18 protein-coding genes and 2 tRNA genes are annotated in these 20,722 nt (G+C 71.1%); 10 read left to right on the plus strand and 10 right to left on the minus strand.

Annotated features, from left to right (window positions below):
- Positions 1-113: 113 nt before the first annotated feature.
- Entirely contained in the window at positions 114-1,487 is a 1,374-nt protein-coding gene (locus tag ACIRJR_RS10990; RefSeq protein WP_403778690.1) for an MFS transporter, read from the plus strand.
- Complete coding sequence (locus ACIRJR_RS10995; RefSeq protein WP_403777205.1) at positions 1,477-2,952, plus strand: pyridoxal phosphate-dependent decarboxylase family protein; 1,476 nt, start codon at positions 1,477-1,479, stop codon at positions 2,950-2,952. The genes ACIRJR_RS10990 and ACIRJR_RS10995 overlap by 11 nt, the downstream gene beginning before the upstream one ends.
- A 122-nt stretch (positions 2,953-3,074) precedes the next feature.
- Here ACIRJR_RS10995 and ACIRJR_RS11000 read toward each other — a convergent pair whose 3' ends face one another.
- Positions 3,075-3,716 carry a superoxide dismutase gene (locus ACIRJR_RS11000; RefSeq protein ID WP_403777208.1) on the minus strand — a complete coding sequence of 214 codons (642 nt, stop codon included), beginning with the start codon at positions 3,714-3,716 and terminating at the stop codon, positions 3,075-3,077.
- Between the two features lie 97 nt (positions 3,717-3,813).
- Positions 3,814-4,875 carry a glycerophosphodiester phosphodiesterase family protein gene (locus ACIRJR_RS11005; protein WP_403777211.1) on the minus strand — a complete coding sequence of 354 codons (1,062 nt, stop codon included), beginning with the start codon at positions 4,873-4,875 and terminating at the stop codon, positions 3,814-3,816.
- 118 nt (positions 4,876-4,993) lie between these two features.
- On the opposite strand from ACIRJR_RS11005, the gene ACIRJR_RS11010 reads away from it, so the two are divergent.
- Entirely contained in the window at positions 4,994-5,446 is a 453-nt protein-coding gene (locus ACIRJR_RS11010) for a GNAT family N-acetyltransferase (RefSeq protein WP_403777214.1), read from the plus strand.
- A gap of 64 nt (positions 5,447-5,510) precedes the next feature.
- Here the strand turns inward: ACIRJR_RS11010 and ACIRJR_RS11015 are convergent, their stop codons facing one another.
- Positions 5,511-6,926 (minus strand): amino acid permease, encoded by a 1,416-nt coding sequence (locus ACIRJR_RS11015; protein ID WP_403778693.1) that lies wholly within the window; start codon positions 6,924-6,926, stop codon positions 5,511-5,513.
- Between the two features lie 118 nt (positions 6,927-7,044).
- Positions 7,045-8,436, minus strand: a complete 1,392-nt coding sequence (locus ACIRJR_RS11020; RefSeq protein WP_403777218.1) for an amino acid permease — start codon at positions 8,434-8,436, stop codon at positions 7,045-7,047.
- A 292-nt stretch (positions 8,437-8,728) separates the two neighbouring features.
- On the opposite strand from ACIRJR_RS11020, the gene ACIRJR_RS11025 reads away from it, so the two are divergent.
- Positions 8,729-9,322, plus strand: a complete 594-nt coding sequence (locus ACIRJR_RS11025) for a biotin transporter BioY (RefSeq protein WP_403777221.1) — start codon at positions 8,729-8,731, stop codon at positions 9,320-9,322.
- Here the strand turns inward: ACIRJR_RS11025 and ACIRJR_RS11030 are convergent.
- Both ACIRJR_RS11030 and ACIRJR_RS11035 read right to left on the minus strand, forming a co-directional pair.
- Positions 9,303-10,613, minus strand: a complete 1,311-nt coding sequence (locus ACIRJR_RS11030; RefSeq protein ID WP_403777224.1) for an FAD-binding oxidoreductase — start codon at positions 10,611-10,613, stop codon at positions 9,303-9,305. The two genes, ACIRJR_RS11025 and ACIRJR_RS11030, sit on opposite strands and share 20 nt — an antisense overlap.
- A gap of 90 nt (positions 10,614-10,703) precedes the next feature.
- Positions 10,704-12,149 (minus strand): amino acid permease, encoded by a 1,446-nt coding sequence (locus ACIRJR_RS11035; protein ID WP_403777227.1) that lies wholly within the window; start codon positions 12,147-12,149, stop codon positions 10,704-10,706.
- 236 nt (positions 12,150-12,385) lie between these two features.
- Between ACIRJR_RS11035 and ACIRJR_RS11040 the strand changes: the two genes are divergently transcribed.
- Both ACIRJR_RS11040 and ACIRJR_RS11045 read left to right on the plus strand, forming a co-directional pair.
- The gene (locus ACIRJR_RS11040; protein WP_403777230.1) at positions 12,386-12,874 is read left to right on the plus strand and encodes a ribose-5-phosphate isomerase; all 489 of its coding nucleotides are present in this window, start codon (positions 12,386-12,388) and stop codon (positions 12,872-12,874) included.
- Positions 12,875-12,947: 73 nt separating this feature from the next.
- Entirely contained in the window at positions 12,948-13,769 is an 822-nt protein-coding gene (locus ACIRJR_RS11045) for an Fpg/Nei family DNA glycosylase (RefSeq protein ID WP_403777233.1), read from the plus strand.
- Positions 13,770-13,791: 22 nt separating this feature from the next.
- On the opposite strand, the gene ACIRJR_RS11050 is transcribed toward ACIRJR_RS11045, so the two are convergent.
- Positions 13,792-15,024 (minus strand): GNAT family N-acetyltransferase, encoded by a 1,233-nt coding sequence (locus ACIRJR_RS11050; RefSeq protein ID WP_403777236.1) that lies wholly within the window; start codon positions 15,022-15,024, stop codon positions 13,792-13,794.
- Positions 15,025-15,129: 105 nt separating this feature from the next.
- Between ACIRJR_RS11050 and ACIRJR_RS11055 the strand changes: the two genes are divergently transcribed.
- Positions 15,130-16,275 carry a PP2C family protein-serine/threonine phosphatase gene (locus tag ACIRJR_RS11055; RefSeq protein ID WP_403777239.1) on the plus strand — a complete coding sequence of 382 codons (1,146 nt, stop codon included), beginning with the start codon at positions 15,130-15,132 and terminating at the stop codon, positions 16,273-16,275.
- A gap of 111 nt (positions 16,276-16,386) precedes the next feature.
- On the opposite strand, the gene ACIRJR_RS11060 is transcribed toward ACIRJR_RS11055, so the two are convergent.
- Positions 16,387-17,565 (minus strand): cation:proton antiporter, encoded by a 1,179-nt coding sequence (locus tag ACIRJR_RS11060; protein WP_403777242.1) that lies wholly within the window; start codon positions 17,563-17,565, stop codon positions 16,387-16,389.
- 150 nt (positions 17,566-17,715) lie between these two features.
- Between ACIRJR_RS11060 and ACIRJR_RS11065 the strand changes: the two genes are divergently transcribed.
- The gene (locus ACIRJR_RS11065; RefSeq protein ID WP_403777245.1) at positions 17,716-18,171 is read left to right on the plus strand and encodes an HD domain-containing protein; all 456 of its coding nucleotides are present in this window, start codon (positions 17,716-17,718) and stop codon (positions 18,169-18,171) included.
- 92 nt (positions 18,172-18,263) lie between these two features.
- On the opposite strand, the gene ACIRJR_RS11070 is transcribed toward ACIRJR_RS11065, so the two are convergent.
- Complete coding sequence (locus ACIRJR_RS11070; protein WP_403777248.1) at positions 18,264-19,427, minus strand: acyltransferase family protein; 1,164 nt, start codon at positions 19,425-19,427, stop codon at positions 18,264-18,266.
- A 480-nt stretch (positions 19,428-19,907) separates the two neighbouring features.
- On the opposite strand from ACIRJR_RS11070, the gene ACIRJR_RS11075 reads away from it, so the two are divergent.
- Positions 19,908-20,102, plus strand: a complete 195-nt coding sequence (locus tag ACIRJR_RS11075; protein ID WP_069172794.1) for a hypothetical protein — start codon at positions 19,908-19,910, stop codon at positions 20,100-20,102.
- Between the two features lie 220 nt (positions 20,103-20,322).
- On the opposite strand, the gene ACIRJR_RS11080 is transcribed toward ACIRJR_RS11075, so the two are convergent.
- Positions 20,323-20,396: transfer RNA gene (locus ACIRJR_RS11080), tRNA-Gly, on the minus strand.
- Positions 20,397-20,564: 168 nt separating this feature from the next.
- Between ACIRJR_RS11080 and ACIRJR_RS11085 the strand changes: the two genes are divergently transcribed.
- Positions 20,565-20,641, plus strand: a tRNA-Pro gene (locus ACIRJR_RS11085).
- The last annotated feature ends 81 nt before the right edge of the window (positions 20,642-20,722 follow it).

The following is a 20,722-nucleotide window of genomic DNA, read 5'->3' on the forward strand; positions in this document are numbered from 1 at the left end:
CGGGCCCGGGGCGGATCCCGCACCGGGTCCGCCCCGTCCGGCGCGGCACGGCGGTCATGTTTCCGCGCGGTCAGGGGCTTGCCGAAAAGATGAACATCGTTCAGGATCTGGCCATGTCAGCGGCCGGTTCCGATCACCACGCGACCCCACCCCTGCCGCGCACCGTGCGGATCGGGTACGGGCTCGGCTCGCTGTGCACCGGCACCTTCGCGACCGTGCCGGGGCTGATCCTGCTCTACTACCTCACCAACGTCCTCGCCGTGCCCGCCGCCGTCGCGGGCGCCGCCGTCTTCCTGCCCAAGGCCTGGGACGTCCTGATCAATCCGCTGGTCGGCGCGCTCTCCGACCGCAGCCGGCTGCGCGGCGGGCCACGCCGGCCGTTCCTGCTGATCGGCGCCTGCACCCTGCCGCCGCTCTTCGCTCTCATCTTCGCCGCGCCGCCGCTGAGGGGCGCCCCGGCAGCCGGTTACGTCGCCGTCCTGTTCCTGCTCGCCGCCACCGCGTACGCCGTCTTCCAGGTGCCGTACGTGACCATGCCCGCCGAGATGACCGACGACCCGCACGAACGCGGACGGGTCCTCGGCTGGCGGGTGGGATTCCTCGGCGTCGCGATCCTGCTGTCCGGGGCGCTGGCCCCCGCGATCGCGCACGCCGACGGAGACACCCCGGAGAGCTACCGGCTGATGGGCGCGGCCGTCGCCGTGCTGCTGGCCCTCGGCATGTTCGGGGCGTGGGCGGCCACCCGCCGCGCCCCGGAGGCCGCCCGCAGTGAGGCCGAACCCTCCCTGCGAGCCCAGCTCGCCGCCGCCCGCTCCAGCACGCCGTTCCTGTATCTGGCCGGCATGTGGACGCTGCAGGCCCTCGCCATCGGCGTGATGCTCGCCGGTGTCCAGTACTTCGCGACGTACACCCTCGGTTCGGCCGGCGCCGTCACCCCGCTGTTCGCCTGCCTCATCGGCCCGCTGGTCCTCTTCATGCCGCTGTGGAACCGGCTGGCCCGGCACAAGGGTGTGAGGTACGCCCAATGGTGCGCGTCGCTCCTCTACACGGCCGGCGCTCTGCTCCTCGCCTTCACCGGTGCAGTCGGCCCCGCCGTCGGGTACGCGGCGGTCGTCCTCGTCGGAATCGCCTATGCCGGGCTGCAGTTGCTCCCCCTGACGATGCTCGCGGACACCCTGGCCGCCGACGCCGTCACCACCGGCCGGCGCAGGGCCGCGACCTTCACCGGGCTGTGGACGGCGGCCGAGACCCTCGCCTTCGCCCTGGGCGCGGGGCTGTTCGCCCTCGTCCTGGCCGTGACCGGATTCCGCTCCTCCGACGCCGCGCACCAGGTGGACCAGCCGGACGCGGCACTGACGGGCATCACCGCGGGGATGAGCCTCCTGCCCGCCGTGCTCGCGGCGGCGAGCCTCCTGCTCCTGCACCGCTACCGCGAGACACCGACCGCCTCCCGTCCCCTCCAGGAAGAGCCCGCCCGTGCCGACTGACCCCGCCCTGCCCGAAGGCCGCGCCGCCGCCGACGTGCTCACCGAACTGCGCGCGCTGCGCCGGACGGACGCGCCCACCCGTGGGGGCCGCACCTTCGCCTACGTCTACGACGCGGGTCTCGACGGCCTCGACGAGCTGGCCGCCGAGGCGTACACGACGTTCGCGACCGTCAACGGGCTGGACCCCACGGTCTTCCCCAGCGTGGCCCGGCTCGAGAACGACGTGGTCGGAGCCGCCGCCGCACTGCTCGGCGCGCCGGGTGCCCAGGGGACGTTCACCAGCGGCGGCACGGAGAGCATCCTGCTCGCCGTCAAGACCGCCCGTGACCACGCCCGGACGGTACGCGGGATCACCGGACCCCAGCTGGTGCTGCCGTCCACCGCCCACGCGGCCTTCCACAAGGCCGCCGCCTACCTGGGCGTGGAGACGGTCGTCGTCCCCGTCGACCCCGCCACCTTCCGCGCCGACGCCGACGCCATGGCCGCCGCGCTCACCGACCGCACCGCCCTGGTGGTCGCCTCCACCCCCTCGTACGCCCACGGAGTGATCGACCCCGTCGCCGAGATCGCCGCGGCGGCCGCCGCACGCGGGGTGCTCTGCCACGTGGACGCCTGCATCGGCGGCTGGATCCTGCCCTATCTGCGGCGTGCGGGGCGTGAGGTGGAGCCCTTCGACCTCTCCGTGCCCGGCGTCACCTCCCTCTCGGTCGACCTGCACAAGTACGCGTACGCGGACAAGGGCGCCTCCGTGGTCCTCTACCGCGACGCGGAGCTCCGCCGCCACCAGTACTTCGCGCACGCCGGCTGGCCCGGCTACCCCGTGGTCAACCCGACCGTGCAGGGCACCAAGTCCGGTGGTCTGCTGGCCCAGGCCTGGGCGGTCCTCCAGCACGTCGGCGAGGAGGGGTACACCGCCCTCGCCGGGCGGGTCGCCGAGGCGTCGGACCGGCTGCTCGCCGGGCTGCGGTCCACCGACGGCATCCGGGTCCTCGGTGACCCCGCCGCCGGGCTCGTCGCGTTCACCGTCGCGGGGGAGGACGGCGGGGCCGCCCCGGACCTGAGCCTGCTCCTCCACCTCGCCGACGAGATGCGCGAGCTCGGCTGGTACCTCCAGCCGCAGCTCTCCTTCGACGGCCTGCCGCCCAACCTCCACCTCACGCTCACCCCCGCCACGGTCGGCCAGGTCGACGCCCTGCTCGGCGACCTCGGGACCGCCCTGGCGAAGGCCCGCGCCCTGGAGCCGGTGACGGTCGACCCGGACCTCGCCTCGTTCGCGGCCGGGCTCGATCCGGACGCCCTCGGTCCGGACGAGGTGGCCGGCGTCCTCGCCTTCGCGGGACTCGGCGAGGGCGCCGGACTGCCCGGCCGGATGGCTCCGGTACTCGTCCTGCTGGACGCCTTGCCGGGTGCGCTCAAGGAGCGGCTGCTCGCCGAGTTCATCGGGTCCGTCTTCCGGATCCGATGATCTCCCGGACATGGGAGAACCCCCGCGAGTCATGTCCTCGCGGGGGTTCTCCGTTGATCCGCCTGCCGGGTGAAGGTTGAGAAGACGATCACGAGGCAGGACGCTCGGTTCGCTCCGTCAGGTCAGGGAGCCAGCAGCAGCACGTCCGCGCGCTCCTTGGCGGCGGCGTAGCGCTTCGCCACGTCCTGCCAGTTGACGACGCGCCACATGGCCTCGATGAAGTCCACCTTCTGGTTCTTGTACTGCAGATAGAAGGCGTGCTCCCAGGCGTCGAACACCAGGATCGGCACCGAGCCCTGCCCGACGTTGCCCTGGTGGTCGTAGACCTGCTCGACGATCAGCTTGCCGCTGACCGGCTCGTACGCGAGGACGCCCCAGCCGGAGCCCTGCGTGGTGGCCGCGGCCTTCGTCAGCTGGGACTTGAAGCCGGCGTACGAACCGAAGGACTCCGCGATCGCGTCGGCCAGGTCACCCACACCGTCCGCCGCGAGGGGCTCGCCACCGCCGTCGCCGCTCATATTTTGCCAGTAGATCGAGTGCAGGATGTGGCCGGAGAGATGGAAGGCGAGGTTCTTCTGGAGGCCGTTGATCGCGCCCCAGGCGTCCTTGCTCCGTGCCTCTTCCAGTTGCTCCAGGGTGTCGTTCGCACCCTTGACGTACGCGGCGTGGTGCTTGTCGTGGTGGAGCTCGATGATCTGCGGGTTGATGACCGGTTCGAGCGCCGCGTAGTCGTACGGGAGTTCCGGAAGCGTGTACGTGGCCATGGGGTCGAACCCTCCAACTGCTAACTGGTGGTTATTGCATGTCCTTCGCAATTGCAGGCTAGCAGGAGGAGGGCCCGAAGGTGATCAGCCGTTCGCCCTAGGACCGCAGGGCGTCGCGGGCGATCGCCGCCAGATCGGGGAAGTCCGTCACGACCGCGTCCACGCCCCGGCCGAAGTGGAAGGCGTACTCGGCGAACGCGTCACCGAAGTCGTTCGGCGCGGTGCCCTTCCGGTACTCGGCCGGGAGGTACTGGTTCTCGGCGCGGAAGGTGTAGGCCCCGACCTTCAGCCCGGCGGCGTGCGCGTCCTCCAGAAGGGTGAGCGGAGGGACCAGCGAGGACTTGTCGGGGCCGATCCACCCGGCGTACGAGGCGATCTCGCGCAGCCCCGCCGGCGTCCTCATCTCCTCGTAGGTCACCGGGTGGCCGTACGGTCCGCCGCTCGTCCCCAGCGCCTGCCAGAGGGGGAGACCGAGGCGCGCGGCGGCCACCTCGCGGAGGCTGGACGGCTCGAAGGACTGGACGACGCAGTCGCGGGCCGTCAGCCGGTTGCGGCGTACGAGCCTGATGAGTTCCGGCTCCAGGGGCAGGCCGGCCGAGCGGAAGTACGTCGGATGCTTGGTCTCCGGGAAGACCGCGATCCGGCGGCCGTGCTCCTTCGACAGGGCCCGGGCCAGGTCGACGACCTCCTGGAAGGTCATGATCCGCTCGCGGCCGTCGAAGACCGTGTTGCGGTTGCGGACCAGGGGCAGCCGTTCCACCGCGCGCAGCGTCTTCAGCTCGGCGAGGGTGAAGTCCTCGGTGAACCAGCCGGTGACGGCGCGGCCGTCCACCGTCTTCGTCGTGCGGCGGCCGGCGAACTCCGCACGGGCGGCCACGTCCGTCGTGCCGGAGATCTCGTTCTCGTGGCGCACCACCAGGACGTGGTCCTTCGTCGGGACGAGGTCCGGTTCGATCCAGTCGGCCCCGGCCCGCACCGCGAACGTGTATGCGGACGCGGTGTGTTCGGGCCGCCACCCGGCGGCGCCCCGGTGGCCGATGACGAGCGGGCCTCCGCGCTTCTCCTGCGGTTGGGACGCGGTGGCCGGAGCCGCCGCGGCGGCGGAGACCGCAGCGGTGGCAAGGAGGATCGAGCGGCGGCGCGGGTGCTGGAAAGCCATGCGGGCTCCTCGGTGGACGGACGGGAGCAACCACCGAAGCACGACAGGGCGCAAAGCGCAGGACCGCCTCATGTGCGGTCGTGGGTAAGGTCGTTGGTAGTCGAGGAGGAGACCTGCGATGCAGCTTCGGCCGGGGCGGCCCGAAGAGGCCGCCGTGCTGACGGGCCTGGCCCTGCGTTCCAAGGCCCATTGGGGCTACGACCAGGCGTTCATGGCCTCCTGCCGCGACGAGCTGACGGTCCGTCCCGGCGACACGGCCGGCGGTCGCGCGGTGGTCGCGGAGGAGGACGGCCGCGTCCTGGGCTTCACCACTCTGTCCGGGGAACCGCCCGCGGGCGCGCTCGCCATGATGTTCGTCGAGCCGGACAGCATCGGCCGGGGCGTGGGCCGGCTCCTGTTCGAGCACACCATGGCGCAGGCCCGCCGACTGGGCTTCGTACGGCTCACCATCGACGCCGACCCGCACGCCGAGCCGTTCTACACGGCGATGGGCGCCGTCCGGATCGGAGCCACGCCCTCCGGCTCGATCCCGGGGCGCGAACTGCCGCTGCTGGAGCTCGTCCTCGGATGACGGCCACGCGGGGCGGCACTTCCGTGGCGGGCAGGGCCTGGGTCCGGCGGGCCCGGCCGGGCGCTCAGCTCTCGGCGGGCGCCCGGCGCTCCGCCCGCTTCTGCCGCACGAGGCCGGTCACGACCAGCACCGCGGTCAGTGCTCCGGTCGCCAGGAGCTGGTCGCGGGTGTCCGGCTGCCGCAGCATCAGGACGAAGATGCCGGCCATGGCCGCGAGCGCCACGATCGTCAGGACCGGGAAGAGCCACATCCGGACGACGAGCCGGTCCGGGGCCTCGCGCTCCAGCCGCTTGCGCAGGATCAGCTGTGAGACGGCGATGAAGATCCAGACGACGAGGATCACCGCGCCGATCATGTTCAGGAGCCACGGGAAGACGTCGTCCGGACGCCAGTAGCTGAGCAGCACGCACAGGAAGCCGAAGGCGGAGGAGGCGAGCACGGCGTTGCGCGGGACGCCCGAGGAGATCCTGCCGAGCACCTTGGGGCCCTGGCCGCGGGCGACGAGGGAGCAGGCCATGCGCGAGGAACCGTAGATGTTGGCGTTCATGGCCGAGAGCAGGGCGACGAGGATGACCACGTTCATGATCTCCGCGGCACCGCTGATGCCCAGGTGGTCGAGCATCGCGTAGAACGGCCCGACCTCGGCGACCTTCGGGTCGTCCCACGGCACGAGGGTCACGATGACCGCCATCGAGCCGATGTAGAAGACGGCGATACGCCACATCGCCGTACGCACCGCCTTGGCGACGCCCTGCACCGGGTTCTCGGACTCGGCCGCCGCGATGGTGACCGTCTCGAGGCCGCCGTACGCGAAGACGGAGGCGAGCAGTCCGATGATGAGGCCCTCGGAGCCGTGCGGCATGAAGCCGCCGTCCCCGGTGAGGTTCGAGGTGCCGGGCGAGTCGGTGCCCGGGAGCACACCCAGGATCGCGAGGACGCCGAGCACCAGGAAGAGCGTGATCGCGACGACCTTCAGCGCGGCGAACCAGAACTCGAACTCACCGAAGTTCTTCACGGCGGCGAGATTCGTGCCGAGGAAGATCACCATGAACAGGGCGACCCAGGCCCACTCCGGTGTACCGGGCAGCCAGCCCGTGACGATCTGCGCGGCGCCGATGCCCTCCAGGCCGACGGCGACACAGAGCAGCACCCAGAACGACCACCCGGCGGTGAAACCCGCCCAGGGGCCGATCGCCCGTTCCGCGTGGACGGAGAAGGAGCCGGACGCGGGATCGGCCGCCGACATCTCTCCGAGCATCCTCATCACGAACATGACCAGCAGCCCGGAGACCGCGTACGCGATGACGATGGAGGGGCCGGCCGCCGCGATGCCCGCACCCGAACCGACGAACAGCCCGGCGCCGATCACACCGCCCAGGGCGATCATCGAGAGATGGCGCTGCTTGAGTCCGTGGGTGAGCGCGGAGTCGGCGGTGGGGGTGGCGGCGTCCGTGGGGGGCGGCGCGGAGGTCCGGGACATGGACAGGCTCAGTTCACTGGTCGGGACGGGGTCGGTCCACAGTCTGGCCATCCGCCCCGCTCACGGGGAACAACTGTCCGCTATACGGTCACCAGGCTCACACAAGGTGCTCACCCGCCTACGCCTTCGCCCGCAGTTCCCGTACGGCGGCCACGAGCAGCACGAGCGCGGTGGCCCCGGCCGACCACAGCACCTGTGGACGGGCCGCGTCGTCCGTCAGCATCAGCAGCAGGACGGCCACCAGAGCGGCCAGGGTCGCCCAGGTCAGATAGGGGAAGCACCACATCGGCAGCTCCAGGGCGCCCGGTGCCTCCCGCTCCAGCCGGCGTCGCAGCCGCAGCTGCGAGGCGGCGATCAGGCCCCAGACGAACAGCAGGACCGCGCCGACGGAGTTGAGCATGTAGAGGAAGACGGTGTCGGGCCACAGGAGATTGAGCAGGACCGAGACGAAGCCGAAGGCCACCGAGGCCAGCACGGCCCGGCGAGGCACCCCGCCGCCCTGTCCGCCCGACACCCGGAGCAGGCCGCGCGGCGCCTCGCCGCGCTCCGCCAGGGAGAAGATCATCCGGGACGAGCCGTACAGATTGGCGTTGAGTGCCGAGAGCAGGGCCACGAACACCACGATGTTCATGATCTGCCCGGCCGACGGCACCCCGATCGAGTCCAGGACCTTCACGTACGGGCTGAGGCCGGCCTGCTGCGCGGTCCACGGCAGCACGGTCACGATCACCAGCATCGAACCGACGTAGAAGAAGAGGATGCGCACCACCGCGCTGCGCACCGCACGCCCCACGGCACGTGCCGGGTCGTCGGTCTCGGCCGCCGCGATCGTCACGACCTCCAGCCCGCCGAAGGCGAACACCACCGTGAGGACACCGGAGACCACCCCGTCCCAGCCGTTGGGCAGGAAGCCGCCCTGGGCCGTGAGGTTGGTCAGCCCCACCGGGCCGGTGTCCGGGAGGATCCCGAAGACCGCCAGCAGACCCAGCACCAGGAAGGCCACGATCGCCGTCACCTTCAACGCGGCGAACCAGAACTCGAACTCGCCGAAGTTCTTCACGGCCGTCAGGTTGGCCACGGTGAACACCACCATGAACAGCAGCACCCAGAGCCACTGGTCCACCGCGGGCACCCAGCCGTGGGCGATCTGCGCGGCGGCCGTCGCCTCCACGGCGAGCACCACCACCAGCATGAACCAGTAGAGCCAGCCCACACTGAAGCCCGCCCAGCGGCCCAGCGCGCGCTCCGCGTGGACCGAGAAGGACCCGGACACGGGCATCGCCGCCGACATCTCGCCGAGCATCCGCATCACCAGCATCGCGAGCGCGCCCGCGATCAGATACGAGACGACGACGGCGGGTCCGGCGACCGCGATCCCGGCGCCCGAACCGACGAAGAGCCCGGCACCGATCACCCCGCCCAGGCCGAGCATCGTCAGATGGCGCTGCTTCAGGCCGTGGGCCAGAGGCTCGGAGCGTACGGGGGAGTGCGTGGGGGGCGCGTCGTGCATGAGCTGCGGATCACTCTCGGATCATTTATGGGGAACCTACAGTCTCACGGGAGAACGCCCCTTCCCCAACGGTGGGCCGGGCACACCCCCACCTCAGTGACCAGCATCACGCTCACGCCTGATTGCGCAACGCTCTTTGTCCGAACCCGACTAACCCCTCAACCGCCGCTTTGTGGGCGGCTGATGGTGATCAGGGGATGTCGTGTCGGCTAACGTCACCCCCGGGGCGCGCCCGGAGGATCAGGGCGGCCCCAATCCCTCCCTGCCTGCCGACCTCACCCGCGGAGTCCCGATGAGCACTGCTGCCGCCCCCGTCCGTTCCGGAGCGGTCCTCGCCGACCTGCTGCCCGCAGCCCGGCACCGCTACGCCGTGGACACGGCGCTGGTCGTCGGCGGCGCCGCCCTCACCGGCATCGCGGCCCAGATCGCCGTGCCCGTCCCCGGCTCCCCGGTCCCCGTCACCGGCCAGACCTTCGCCGCGCTGCTCATCGGTACCGCGCTCGGCGCCCGCCGGGGCTTCCTCTCCCTCGCCCTGTACGCGCTCGTCGGCATGGCCGGCATGCCGTGGTTCTCCGAGGGCACCTCGGGCCCGGGCGGCGCCTCCTTCGGCTACGTCCTCGGCATGCTGCTCGCCGCCACGGTCGTCGGCGGCCTCGCCCGCCGGGGCGGTGACCGGTCCGTCCTGCGCACCGCGGGCACGATGGCGGCCGGCTCCCTGATCATCTACGCCGTGGGCGTCCCGTACCTGGCCCTCTCCACCGGGATGTCGATGAGCGCCGCCGTCGCGGCCGGCCTGGTGCCCTTCCTGATCGGCGACGCCCTCAAGGCGGCGCTGGCCATGGGCGCGCTGCCCGCCTCCTGGAAGCTCATCGGGCGTCGCGGCTGACGCCGTAGGCACCACCGAAGAGGCTCGCCGGGTCGTATCGCGACACCAGACCGGCGAGCCTCTCGCGCGTCCCGGGCTCGTGGCAGTCCCGGTACGTCTCCGGGCGGTCCCCGCCGCCGAAGGAGAAGTTGAGCGAGCGGCCCAGGGCGTACGGCGCCGTCTCCCCGGCCACCTCCGCGTACAGCGCCCGGACCGACGCCACGTCCGTGCCGTCCAGTGGTGAGAGCAGCCGCAGCAGATACCCCGCGTCGCGGTGGGGCACCGCGCTCTCCTCGGCGGGGAGGGCGGCCAGGGCGCCGCCCAGATGGTTGAGCTGGACCACCGTCATCATCGGGGCCCCGGGCCCGGTCAGCTCCAGCGCCCGTGCCGCGGTTCCGGCGTCCAGACCGCGGAGCATCACGCCTTCGCCGTAATAGGCGTGCGGGAACGGCGGGTCGCTGTGGATGGTGTGGCTGTCGGCGTACGGCATCTCCCGCAGCGAGTCCGAGAGCGTCGGCCCGACCGCCCGCAGCGGCGCCACCAGCGCCTCACCGCCGGCAGCCTCACCGGTGTACGCGACGCGCACCGAGACCACGTACCGGCCCCGCAGCGACCCGGGCAGCTGCGGCACGTCCGGGTAGCGCAGCGCCGCCACGGAGGAGGTGCAGGTGTCCGGAACCGTACGGGTCCACTCCAGCCAGTGGCGCAGCACCTCGGGGGCCGCGCCCCCGTCGAAGGCGAGCGAGCCCCCGTACAGCCGCCCCACCGCCACCAGTCCGGTCTCCAGCCCCGTCACGACGCCCAGCCGGTGCCCGCCGCCCCGCAGCCCCCAGAAGAGGTCCGGTTCGCTCTCCGGGGTGACGTGGCGCAGGACGCCGTCGGCGGTCACCACGTCCAGCGAGCGGACGTGGTCGGCGGCGTAGCCGAACTCCCTCGCCAGGATGGGCAGCCCGCCGCCCAGGGTGTACGAGACGGCGCCCACCCCCGGGGACGAGCCGTTCAGCGGCGCGAGCCCGTGCGGCGCCGCGGCCGTGATCACCCCGCCCCAGGTCGCGCCCGCCCCGATGCGGGCGGTGCGGCGCGCGGGGTCGACCTCCACGGTGTCCATCAGACCGGTGCTGATCAGTACCCCGCCCTCGACCGGGCCCGGCAGGCCGTGCCCGGTCGCGTGGACCGAGACGGGCCGGCCGTGTGCGGCGGCGTCCCGCACCGCGGCCACGACGCCGGCCGCGTCGCGAGGCCGGACCAGGAGATCGGGGCGGAGGGCGAAGCCGGTCTGGAAGCTGTCGACGGCTGCGGGGGTGGCGGTCATGAGGAAGGCTCTCCGTTCGCTCGCGGGATCGCGGGGCGAGGGAGAGCCTTCCGGGTATACCTGACATCCGCCGTCAGGTATGGGTGGCGGTCACTCGACCGGCGCCGCCGCCTTCGCCTTGCGGCCGCGGGCGTCGCGCACCAGCGAGACCCCCACGACCAGGGCCGCGACCAGCAGCGAGAGCAGCACCTGCTCGCGCCCGGCGTCGTCGGTCAGCATGTAGACGAGGACGAAGGAGATCATCGCGATCGTCGCCCAGGTCAGGTACGGGAAGAGCCACATCTTCACGATGAGCTTCTCGGGCGTCTCGCGCATGATGATGCCGCGCATCCGGAGCTGGGTGAAGCAGATGACCAGCCAGACGAAGAGCGCGACCGCCCCGGAGGAGTTCAGCAGGAACGCGAACACGGTGTCGGGCCACTGGTAGTTGAAGAACACGGCGACGAAGCCGAACACGACGGACGACAGGATCGCCGCCTGCGGCACACCGCGCTTGTTCACCTTGGCGAACGCCTTCGGGGCGTCGCCCCGCTGTCCGAGGGAGAAGGCCATGCGCGAGGCCGTGTAGAGGCCGGAGTTCAGGCAGGACAGCACGGCGGTCAGCACGATGACGTCCATGACCTGGCCGGCGTGCGGGATGCCGATGACGTTCAGCGCGGCGACGTACGAACCGTCCTCGACGATCGAGGGGTCGTTCCACGGGAGCAGGGTGAGGACGACGAAGATCGAGCCCAGGTAGAAGATGGCGATACGCCAGATCACGCTGTTGGTGGCCTTGGAGACGGCCCGCTGCGGGTTCTCGGACTCGCCGGCGGCCAGCGTCACGATCTCGCTGCCCATGAAGGAGAAGACGACCATCAGCACACCGGTGAGGATGGCGCCCGGCCCCTCGGGGAAGAAGCCGCCGGTGTCCGTGAGGTGGGAGAGACCCGATCCCGCGCTGTCCGAGCCCGGCAGCACACCGAACACGGCGAGCAGGCCGACGATGACGAACGCGCCGATCGCCACGACCTTGATCCCCGCGAACCAGAACTCGAACTCGCCGTACGAGCCGACGGAGACCAGGTTGGTCGCGGTCAGCACCACCATGACGATCAGGGCCCAGGCCCACTGCGGGACGCCGGGGACCCAGCTCTCCAGGATCTTGGCACCCGCCGTGGCCTCGACGGCGAGCACCACGACCCAGAAGAACCAGTACAGCCAGCCGATGGAGAAGCCGGCCCAGCGGCCCAGGGCCCGGTCGGCGTAGGCCGAGAAGGAACCGGAGCTCGGCCGGGCCACGGCCATCTCACCGAGCATCCGCATGACGAAGACGACCATCGCGCCGACCAGCGCGTACGACAGGAGGATGGCCGGTCCGGCCGCGGCGATGCCGGCGCCGGAACCGACGAAGAGGCCGGCTCCGATCACTCCGCCGATGGCGATCATCGAGAGGTGACGGTTCTTGAGACCGGCCTGGAGCCCGTCCGGGGAGTCCGGCTTTCCCGGCTCTCCGGGCTGTTGGCCCGGCCCAGCCAGAGTCGTCTGCGACGTCATGGATCGAATCCTTACGTTTTCTGATCACGTGTGTCGGGTGTTGCCTGCGCGGGGGTGGTGCGGAGGCAAGAGCACGCATTCAAGCCCGACCCGGACCAGAAGCGGAACCCCTGAATCCGTTTCCTTGACCCGATCGTTGCCCGAGTGGCCTTGCCCACAGACCCCGGGCGCAACGGCCCGGCCGGCCCCGACCCCGCTGACGGTTACCCCGCCCGTTCCGTGCCACACTTCGCTCCATGCGCGTGTACCTCGGCTCCGACCATGCCGGCTTCGAACTGAAGAACCACCTCGTCGAGTGGCTCACCGCCCACGGCCACGAGGCCGTCGACTGCGGTCCCCACATCTACGACGCCCAGGACGACTATCCGCCGTTCTGCCTCCGCGCCGCCGAACGGACGGCCGCGGACAAGGGCAGCCTCGGCATCGTCATCGGCGGCTCGGGCAACGGCGAGCAGATCGCCGCGAACAAGGTCAAGGGCGTCCGTGCCGCGCTCGCCTGGAGCGAGCAGACCGCCGAGCTCGGCCGTGAGCACAACGACGCCAACGTCGTGGCCATCGGCGGGCGGATGCACACGGTGGAGGAGTCCACCAAGTTCGTCGAGATCTTCCTGGCCACCCCGTACTCGGGTGAGGAACGTCACACGCGCCGGATCGAGATGCTCTCGGCGTACGAGAGCACCGGCGACCTCCCCCCGATCCCGGCCCACCACCCGCAGCAGGGCTGAACCGCCGCACCCGCCTCCCTCGTGCCGCCGGGAACACTCCCGGCGGCACGAGCGCGTTACCAGGAGAACCGCCGTGCCCGAGGGGCATACGATCCACCGACTCGCCGCGGACCACCACGAGCGGTTCGCGGGCGGCCCGGTCCGGGTGAGCAGCCCCCAGGGGAAGTTCTCCGACAGCGCGGCCCTGCTCGACCGCCGGACCCTCACCGGCGTCGACGCCCACGGCAAGCACCTCTTCCTCGGTTTCGAGGGCTCGCTATGGATCCACATCCACCTCGGCCTCTTCGGCAAGCTCGGCTTCGGCACGGCCCCTGCGCCGCCGCCCACCGAGACGGTCCGGCTGCGCCTGCTCAACGACGCCCACCACGCCGACCTGCGCGGCCCCACCACGTGTGCCCTGATCACCGGACCCGAGAAGCGCGCGATACACGACCGGCTCGGCCCCGACCCGCTGCGGGACGACGAGGACGGCGAGCGCGCCTGGCGGCGGATCTCCCGCAGCCGCGTCACGGTCGCCGCCCTGCTGATGGACCAGAAGGCCGTCGCGGGCGTCGGCAACGTCTACCGCGCGGAGGTCCTCTTCCGGCACGGAATCGACCCGTACCGCCCGGGCAAGGACCTCTCGCGGGGGGAGTGGGACGCGATCTGGAGCGATCTCGGCACGCTCATGCGCGAGGGCGTGCGGAACAACCGCATCGACACGGTCCGCCCCGAGCACCTGCCCGAGGCGATGGGCCGCCCCCCGCGGGTCGACGACCACGGCGGCGAGGTGTACGTCTACCGCCGCGCCCGGCAGGCCTGCCACATCTGCGGCACCGAGGTCCGCACGGCCGAGCTGGCCGCCCGCAACCTCTTCTGGTGCCCGGCCTGCCAGCCCTCGGTCTCCGGCCGGTAGGGCGGCCGGAGACCGCCCGGGCTCAGAACCCGTGCGGGCACCACGGCTGCACGTCCGTGGAGAACGCCAGGGCCGCCTCCCGCAGCGCGTCCGCCCGCAGTTCGCGCACCTGCCCGGCCGCCGCCAGCGTCGTCAGCGACACCCCGCCCAGATAGGCCGCTCCCAACGCGTTCACGGACAGGGCCAGTTCCGGCTCGTCGTCCGTCCGGCGGCAGGCGGCGGCGCCCTTCGCGTCAGCGGTCAGCCGCCAACGCCCCGCGTTCCAAGGGCAGAAGGCGTCCTCCACGTCCAGCACCACGTCCAGCGGGGCCCGGTAGCTCCGGGCCTCCAGTGCGGCACCCAGCTCGACCAGGCGCACGTACAGCCCGTCCCGCAGCCGCACCTCGCAGCGCCGGACGTCGGAGACCAGCCGGAGCACGGCGTCGTCCACCGGCCGGTTGTGGCACTCGATCACCGAGGTCAGGTCGATCCCGGACAGGTAGCTCCACAGCGCCGCGTACGAGGCGGGGTCCAGTGCCGCCAGGTCACGCACCGCCACCGTGCCCCGGGGTCCGGCGTCGTCCCACGCGGGCCTCAGGTGGAAGGTGACGTATCCCGTCACCTCGCCGTCGCGCTCCGCGAGGACGCACTGCAGCGGTGAGCCGCCCTCGCGCCTGCTCTCCGGGTCCTTCACGGGCATCCGCTCCCAGCCGGGCCGGCGCAGGGGAGTGCCGGGCCGGGCCGCCGCGAGCCGCCCGTACACCGCCTCACAGGCGCCGAGCGCCTGTTCCGGGGACGACCGGCGTACCCGTACCGCGTCCGTGCCCGGGGGCAGTGCGAGACGGACCCGGGAGGTGTCGATCCTCAGGTTCATCTCGGACGTGGCCGCGCCGTAGCCGAACCGGCCGTAGATGACGGGCTCCGACGCCATCAGCACCGCGAGCGGCTCTCCCCAGGAACGGACGTCGTCCAGCTGGCGCCGCATCATCGACGTCAGCAGCCCCTGCCTGCGATGGGTCGAGGAGACGCTCACCCCGGTGACTCCCGCGGCCGGCACCGCGGCTCCACCGGGCACGGTCAGGCGGAAGCTGTACGCGGCCGCCGTCCCCACGCAGTCGGTGCCGTCCCAGTGGGCGATCGCACGCGGGGGCTCCGCCAGGGCGGCCCACAGTTCGCGGCTCTCGGGCGCGAAGGGAACGCCGCCGAACGCCAACTCGAGACAGCCGAACCAGGCATCCCGTTCCGCCGCCGACAGCATCCGCAGTTCCGTAGTCATGAGCCCTGCCTACCAGGGCCGCGAAGCCCTGGCGAACCCGTTTCGAACACATTGTCACCGGGTCCCCCTGCACCGGAGGCCGTCGGGTGGATAAGGTCCCCAGCAATGGCCCGTCGCAGAGGAGCAGACACCTACACCGCCCGGTGGCGAAGATCAGCACACCGGGCGCGCATCGCGCTGCGCCGGTCCGGCGTGGACTACTTCCGCGGAGACGGCTCCGACTGGATAGCCCTGGCCGGCCTGCTGGTCATCATTCCGGTGGTCACCTGCGTCACGTTGATCAACCCGGTCTGGTGCTCTCCGGCCGCACTGGCGCTGCCGATCGTCGCCGGAGGTCTGCTGCTCCGGCCGGCCAGCCTGCTCAGCCTCTACGCGACCGCCGCCGCCGCCCTGATCGTGGAGTCCATAGCCCTCGGCCCCTACGCGGACGGGCCCGCCCGGGTCACACCGGGCACCGTCCTGGTCGTGGCGGCCTGCGGGTTCTTCGGGCTCGTCCTGGCCCAGTTCCGGGCGAGGGTCGGGGTGCCGTGGCGTCGTGGCGGCACGATGCTCTTCGACCTGCGCGAGCGGATCAGGGTCCAGAGCGCCCTGCCCCGGCTGCCCGAGGGCTGGCACCGGGAGATGGCGCTCCGCCCGGCGGGCGGCCAGTCCTTCTCCGGAGACTTCGTCGTCGCCGCCCGCACCAACGGCGGCCGCACCCTGGAAGTCGTGCTCACCGATGTCTCCGGAAAGGGCATGGACGCGGGCTCCCGCGCGCTGCTTCTGTCCGGCGCCTTCGGCGGCCTCCTCGGGTCCCTGCCGCCGCACGGTTTCCTGCCGGCGGCCAACGGCTATCTGCTGCGCCAGGACTGGGACGAGGGGTTCGCGACCTCGATCCATCTCGTCCTCGACCTGGAGTCCGGCGACTACGAGCTCCTCTCGGCCGGTCATCCGCCCGCCCTGCAACTGCACGCGGGCAGCGGCCGGTGGGAGGAGAAGGCCGCCGAGGGCCCGCTGCTCGGTGTGTACGACGCCGCGCAGTTCGACGCGGTGAAGGGATCGCTGGCGCCCGGGGACGTCCTGATGCTCTTCACGGACGGCCTGGTGGAGGCATCCGACCGGGACATCGCCGACGGCATCGACCGGCTGACCGGCGAGGCCGACCGCTACGTCGCGACGAGTTTCGAGGGCGCGGCCTGGCATCTGATCGAGGCCTGCGCGAAGGACGTCAACGACGACCGCGCGCTGCTGCTGCTGTCCCGTCACGCCTGAACCGCGCGAAGCGGCCGAAAAGGCGCAGATGTCAACGTGCTGCCGGGCGTCACCCGTACGTGCGGATCTGCCGGGTGCGCGGCCGAGACCGGCACCCGGGGCGTCCGCACCTCAGACCGGAACCGTCTCCCTCTCGTTGTCCGGGTCCCGGGCGCTCCCTCCGGGCAGGATCCGGGCGAGCCAGTGCGACCTGCCGGCCGCCAGTGGTGACAGGACCGCGAGCAGGAGCACATATCCGGCGATGAACGGGGAGAGGCGTTCGTCCAGTCCCGCACCCGCAGCCATCGTGGCGAGGATCAGCGCGAACTCGCCGCGCGCCAGCAGCGTCGTGGAGATGTTCGCCGTGGCCTTCGGGCCGAAGGCGTAGATCCTGGCGGTGGCCATCCCGGCGCAGACGTTCATCACCACGGTCACCGCGACGGCGGCCAGCACCGGCCACAGGACGCTCGGCAGGTCGCCGGGGTTGATGGACAGCCCGAAGGCGAAGAAGAAGATCGCGCCGAACGCGTCGCGCAGCGGATGGACCAGCTTCAGGATCCTGGGGCCCGAGGCGGTGCTGCCCAGCATCAGGCCGACCATGAAGGCGCCGATCGCGTCGGCGACCCCGAACCACTCCGAGACCCCGGCCACGAAGACGGCGGCGCCGAGGAAGGAGATGACGAGGAGTTCGTCGTCCCTGGTGTTCATCAGCTTGCCTATGAGCTTGGTGCCGAACCGGGCCACCACGGCGAGCAGCAGCAGGAAGCCGAAGGCCTTGCCGCCGTCGAGCACCGCCGCGCCGAGGCTGTCCGCACCGGACAGGATCGGCTGCAGGGCGGCCAGATAGAGGGCGAGGAAGACGTCCTCGACGACGATGATGCCGAGGATCGGGCGCGTCTCGGGACTGCCGATCCGGCCCAGGTCCACCAGGACCTTCGTGACGATGGCCGACGACGAGATGCCGAGCACACCCGCGAGGACCAGCGCCTCCGAGGTGCCCCAGCCCAGAGCGAAGCCGAAGCCGAGGCCCGCGCCGACGTTCAGCGCGAGATAGGTGCCCCCGGCGAGCGCCATCCTGCGCCCGCCCTTCTTCAGGTCGTCCAGATGGAATTCGAGGCCGAGGTAGAAGAGCAGCAGGACCAGGCCGAGCGCGGAGAGCATCTCCAGGTCGTGGGGATCGTCGAGAAGGACGACCCCGGGCGTGTGCGGGCCGAGCAGGATCCCGGCCAGGATGAACAGGGGGATGGTCGGTAGTCCGATGCGGCCGCCGACGCGGGCGAGGACGGCGGCGGCGAGGAAAGCGCCCCCCATGGCGATGAGCGTGTCTGCGTGTCCGATGAGCCTGTCTCCTTCGTCGGGTCAAGAGAGCGTCAAGGAATCGTCAGTAATTAGTTTACCGAACGATTCGGGATGCAATCGTGCCCCTTCTGAGTGAGGCGGTGCCCGGCGTACAGTCGGCCCATGCCGACCCCGGATCTGACCCTGTCCCAGGTGGAGGAAATCGCCCGCGAGGCCCATCGCGGGCAGACCGACAAGGCGGGGCGCCCGTACGCCGAGCATCTGGCCGCGGTGGCCGAGGGGGTGCGGATCCGGGGCGGCGGCGAGGAGCAGATGGCCGCGGCCTGGCTGCACGACGCGGTAGAGGACGGCGTGCTCTCCCGGCAGTGGCTGGACGAAGCTCCGCTGTCCCCGCGGGTCAAGGAAATGGTCCTCGCCGTCACCAAGCGGGACGGCGAGGACCTCTTCACGTACACCGGGCGGATTCTCGCCACGCCCGGCGCGCTGCTGATCAAGGAGTCGGATCTCGCGCACAACGCGGACCCCGACCGGCTGGCGGTCCTGGAGCCCGCCACCCGTACCCGGCTGACCGAGAAGTATGCGCAGGTACGCGGGCTGTTGGGACTCGACAGGGTGTGAACCCCGCCGACCGGCGGGATCCAGCCAACCCCGGGACGGGCTGACGCGCCGACGGGACCGGCCCCGGAGAGAGGGGGCCGATCCGGACAGGCTCAGCGCTTGGCGGGGCTCCTGCGGAACGCCCAGTTCATGTCCGGCTCGGTGGCGAAGCGCATCACGCGCCGGACCGGGGGACTGCAGAGCAGGGTCACGGCGACGGCCGCGACGAGAGAGACGACGACCAGGCCCGCGGGGCCCCTGAGCCACTCGTAGCGCTCGAACAGGTCGTAGTAGTCGGCCCCCCTGATGAGGAACCCGTGCAGCAGGTAGCCGCAGATCGTCCCGGCACCCAGAGCGGTGAACCACATGTGCCGGCGCGGCACCCAGGCGAGGAACGCGACGGTGAGGACCAGTGCGCATCCGAACATCGCCAGGGTCATCACGGCGCCCGACCACCAGGGGAAGTCCATCTCCTGGGCGCTGTTGCTGCGGTAGAACCAGCCGAGCTGCATGCGCGGTGCGGCCCAGTAGGCGAAGAGCAGCGTTCCGGCGAACAGCGGAACGGCTGCCATCCGCACCTCGCGGCGGCGGATCATCTGGAAGTGCTCCGGCTTCATCAGCAGGCCGAGCACGAAGAAGGGCAGCAGCTGGCAGACGCGCTGCAGGTCCAGGTCGTCACCGATGCCCGGCGTCACCGACGCGAGTACGGCGATGGCGAGTGCGACCGGCAACGGGTGCCTCAGCGACTGCCAGATCGGTGTGGTGACCCGCCAGATGAACAGGGCGATCAGGAACCAGGTCAGGAACAGCGGGTCGAGCAGGGTGATGGGCGCGTCGTCCACGCCGCCCGCGAACCGCTTGAAGAGCGAGTACGCCGTCTCGAAGAGCACATAGGGCACCGCGACGCCGGTGACGAGGCGCTTCACCCGGGACGGGCTCATGTCGAAGGACCGAGAGAAATACCCGGAGACAAGGATGAACGCCGGCATGTGGAACGTGTACACGACCATGTACAGCGCTCGCGCCGTGCGACTCCCGTCCATGACCGGCTCCCACGCGTGCGCCACGGCGACGAGCACGATCGCGAGGTACTTCACATTGTCGAAGTACGCGTCGCGTCGCTTGGCCGAAGCGGGTGCGGCGGTGCGGGACGGAGAGGCCTTGGCGGTGGGGGAGTTGGCTCCCGGAGCCGTCAGGGTCTGCTCGTGTCTCGGCTCCGACTCCCGGCTCTCCGGGGTGATCGGGGCCCTCTGAATTTCGCTCGGAGCTTGGGACATCTCATGCACCTTAGACCCGTCGATCGGCATGCGTAAAACTCTGAAGAGATATCGCGTGTTCCCGGCCATTCGAAAGTGAAACCACCGGCAACTGTCCCTTACGTGATGATTCATACCGCTTAAATGGGGCATATCGGTGGGTGGTTGGTGAGAGTGAAATTCGTCGCACGAACTCATGGCGAATCGCTGTGAATAAAGTGTGGGGAAACGGAAACGATCACATCGGCGGATATTCGAACTCCACTGCGCACAGCGGGTTCACAGACTTCCGCTTCCCCCGCCTCGCGCCCCGCCGTGCGCCGCCCGCGCCGGATCGCACACGGGCGCGCGCGGGGCCCGAGGATGGCGCGATCCGGCCATGTCTCTCCTTCACCCGGCAGCAGCGAGAGGGGAGTTGGTGGCACGATGGGCGCGACGGAGGTGTGCCGGGCCGCACGCCACCGGGCCGGCAAGGCGGACCGACCAAGGGTGTGATCAGTCGTGGCCATTTCACTGTCTGTGGTGCTTCTGCTGGGGATCGTCCTGGTGGTGTTCATCCGCGGCGGTTCCCTCAAGGGCGGACCGGCGGTCGTCGCCGTCCTCTTCGGCTTCTTCCTGGCTTCGACCGGCATGGCGCCGTCGATCAACAGATTCATGAACTCGATAGCCGACACGATCAACCAGATCAGCTTCTGAGGTCGTGCGCAGGGGGCCGGTCGGCGGACGTCCGCCCGCCGGCCCGGAGGCGTGCGGCCGCGCGGGGAGGCCGGGGGGCGTGCGGCCGCGCGGGGAGGCCGGGGGGCGTGCGCCGGTCCGGAAATCGCTCCGCGCGAGGCTCTCGGCCCGTGCGGCCGGCCGGTGGAAAAGCGACAGGGCCAGGTCGTAGGAGGAATCCTGCGACCTGGCCCTGAGCCGTTGGAGCGGGCGACGGGAATCGAACCCGCGTAGCTAGTTTGGAAGACTAGGGCTCTACCATTGAGCTACGCCCGCGAGCATCGCACCACGGGTCCGGCAGGACCGCGGTACGGACAGCATCGTAGCGGGTCCGGGATGGTGCGCGCACACCCGTATCGGCGTGCCCCGCGACGCCGTCGGTGACCGGCCGCGCAAAGCGGCCGACGCAGCGCTCGTCTGCATGTACCCTACGTGTCGCACCGACGGGGTGTGGCGCAGCTTGGTAGCGCGTCCGCTTTGGGAGCGGAAGGTCGTCGGTTCGAATCCGGCCACCCCGACCACCAGCAAGATCGCATTGTGGGAGTCCTCCCCCTTGCCGTTACTATGCAAATTGCGTGCCCGTGTGTCTGATGTACCGGGCT

The sequence above is a fragment of the Streptomyces sp. NPDC102402 genome (assembly GCF_044765765.1).
Taxonomy (GTDB): domain Bacteria; phylum Actinomycetota; class Actinomycetes; order Streptomycetales; family Streptomycetaceae; genus Streptomyces.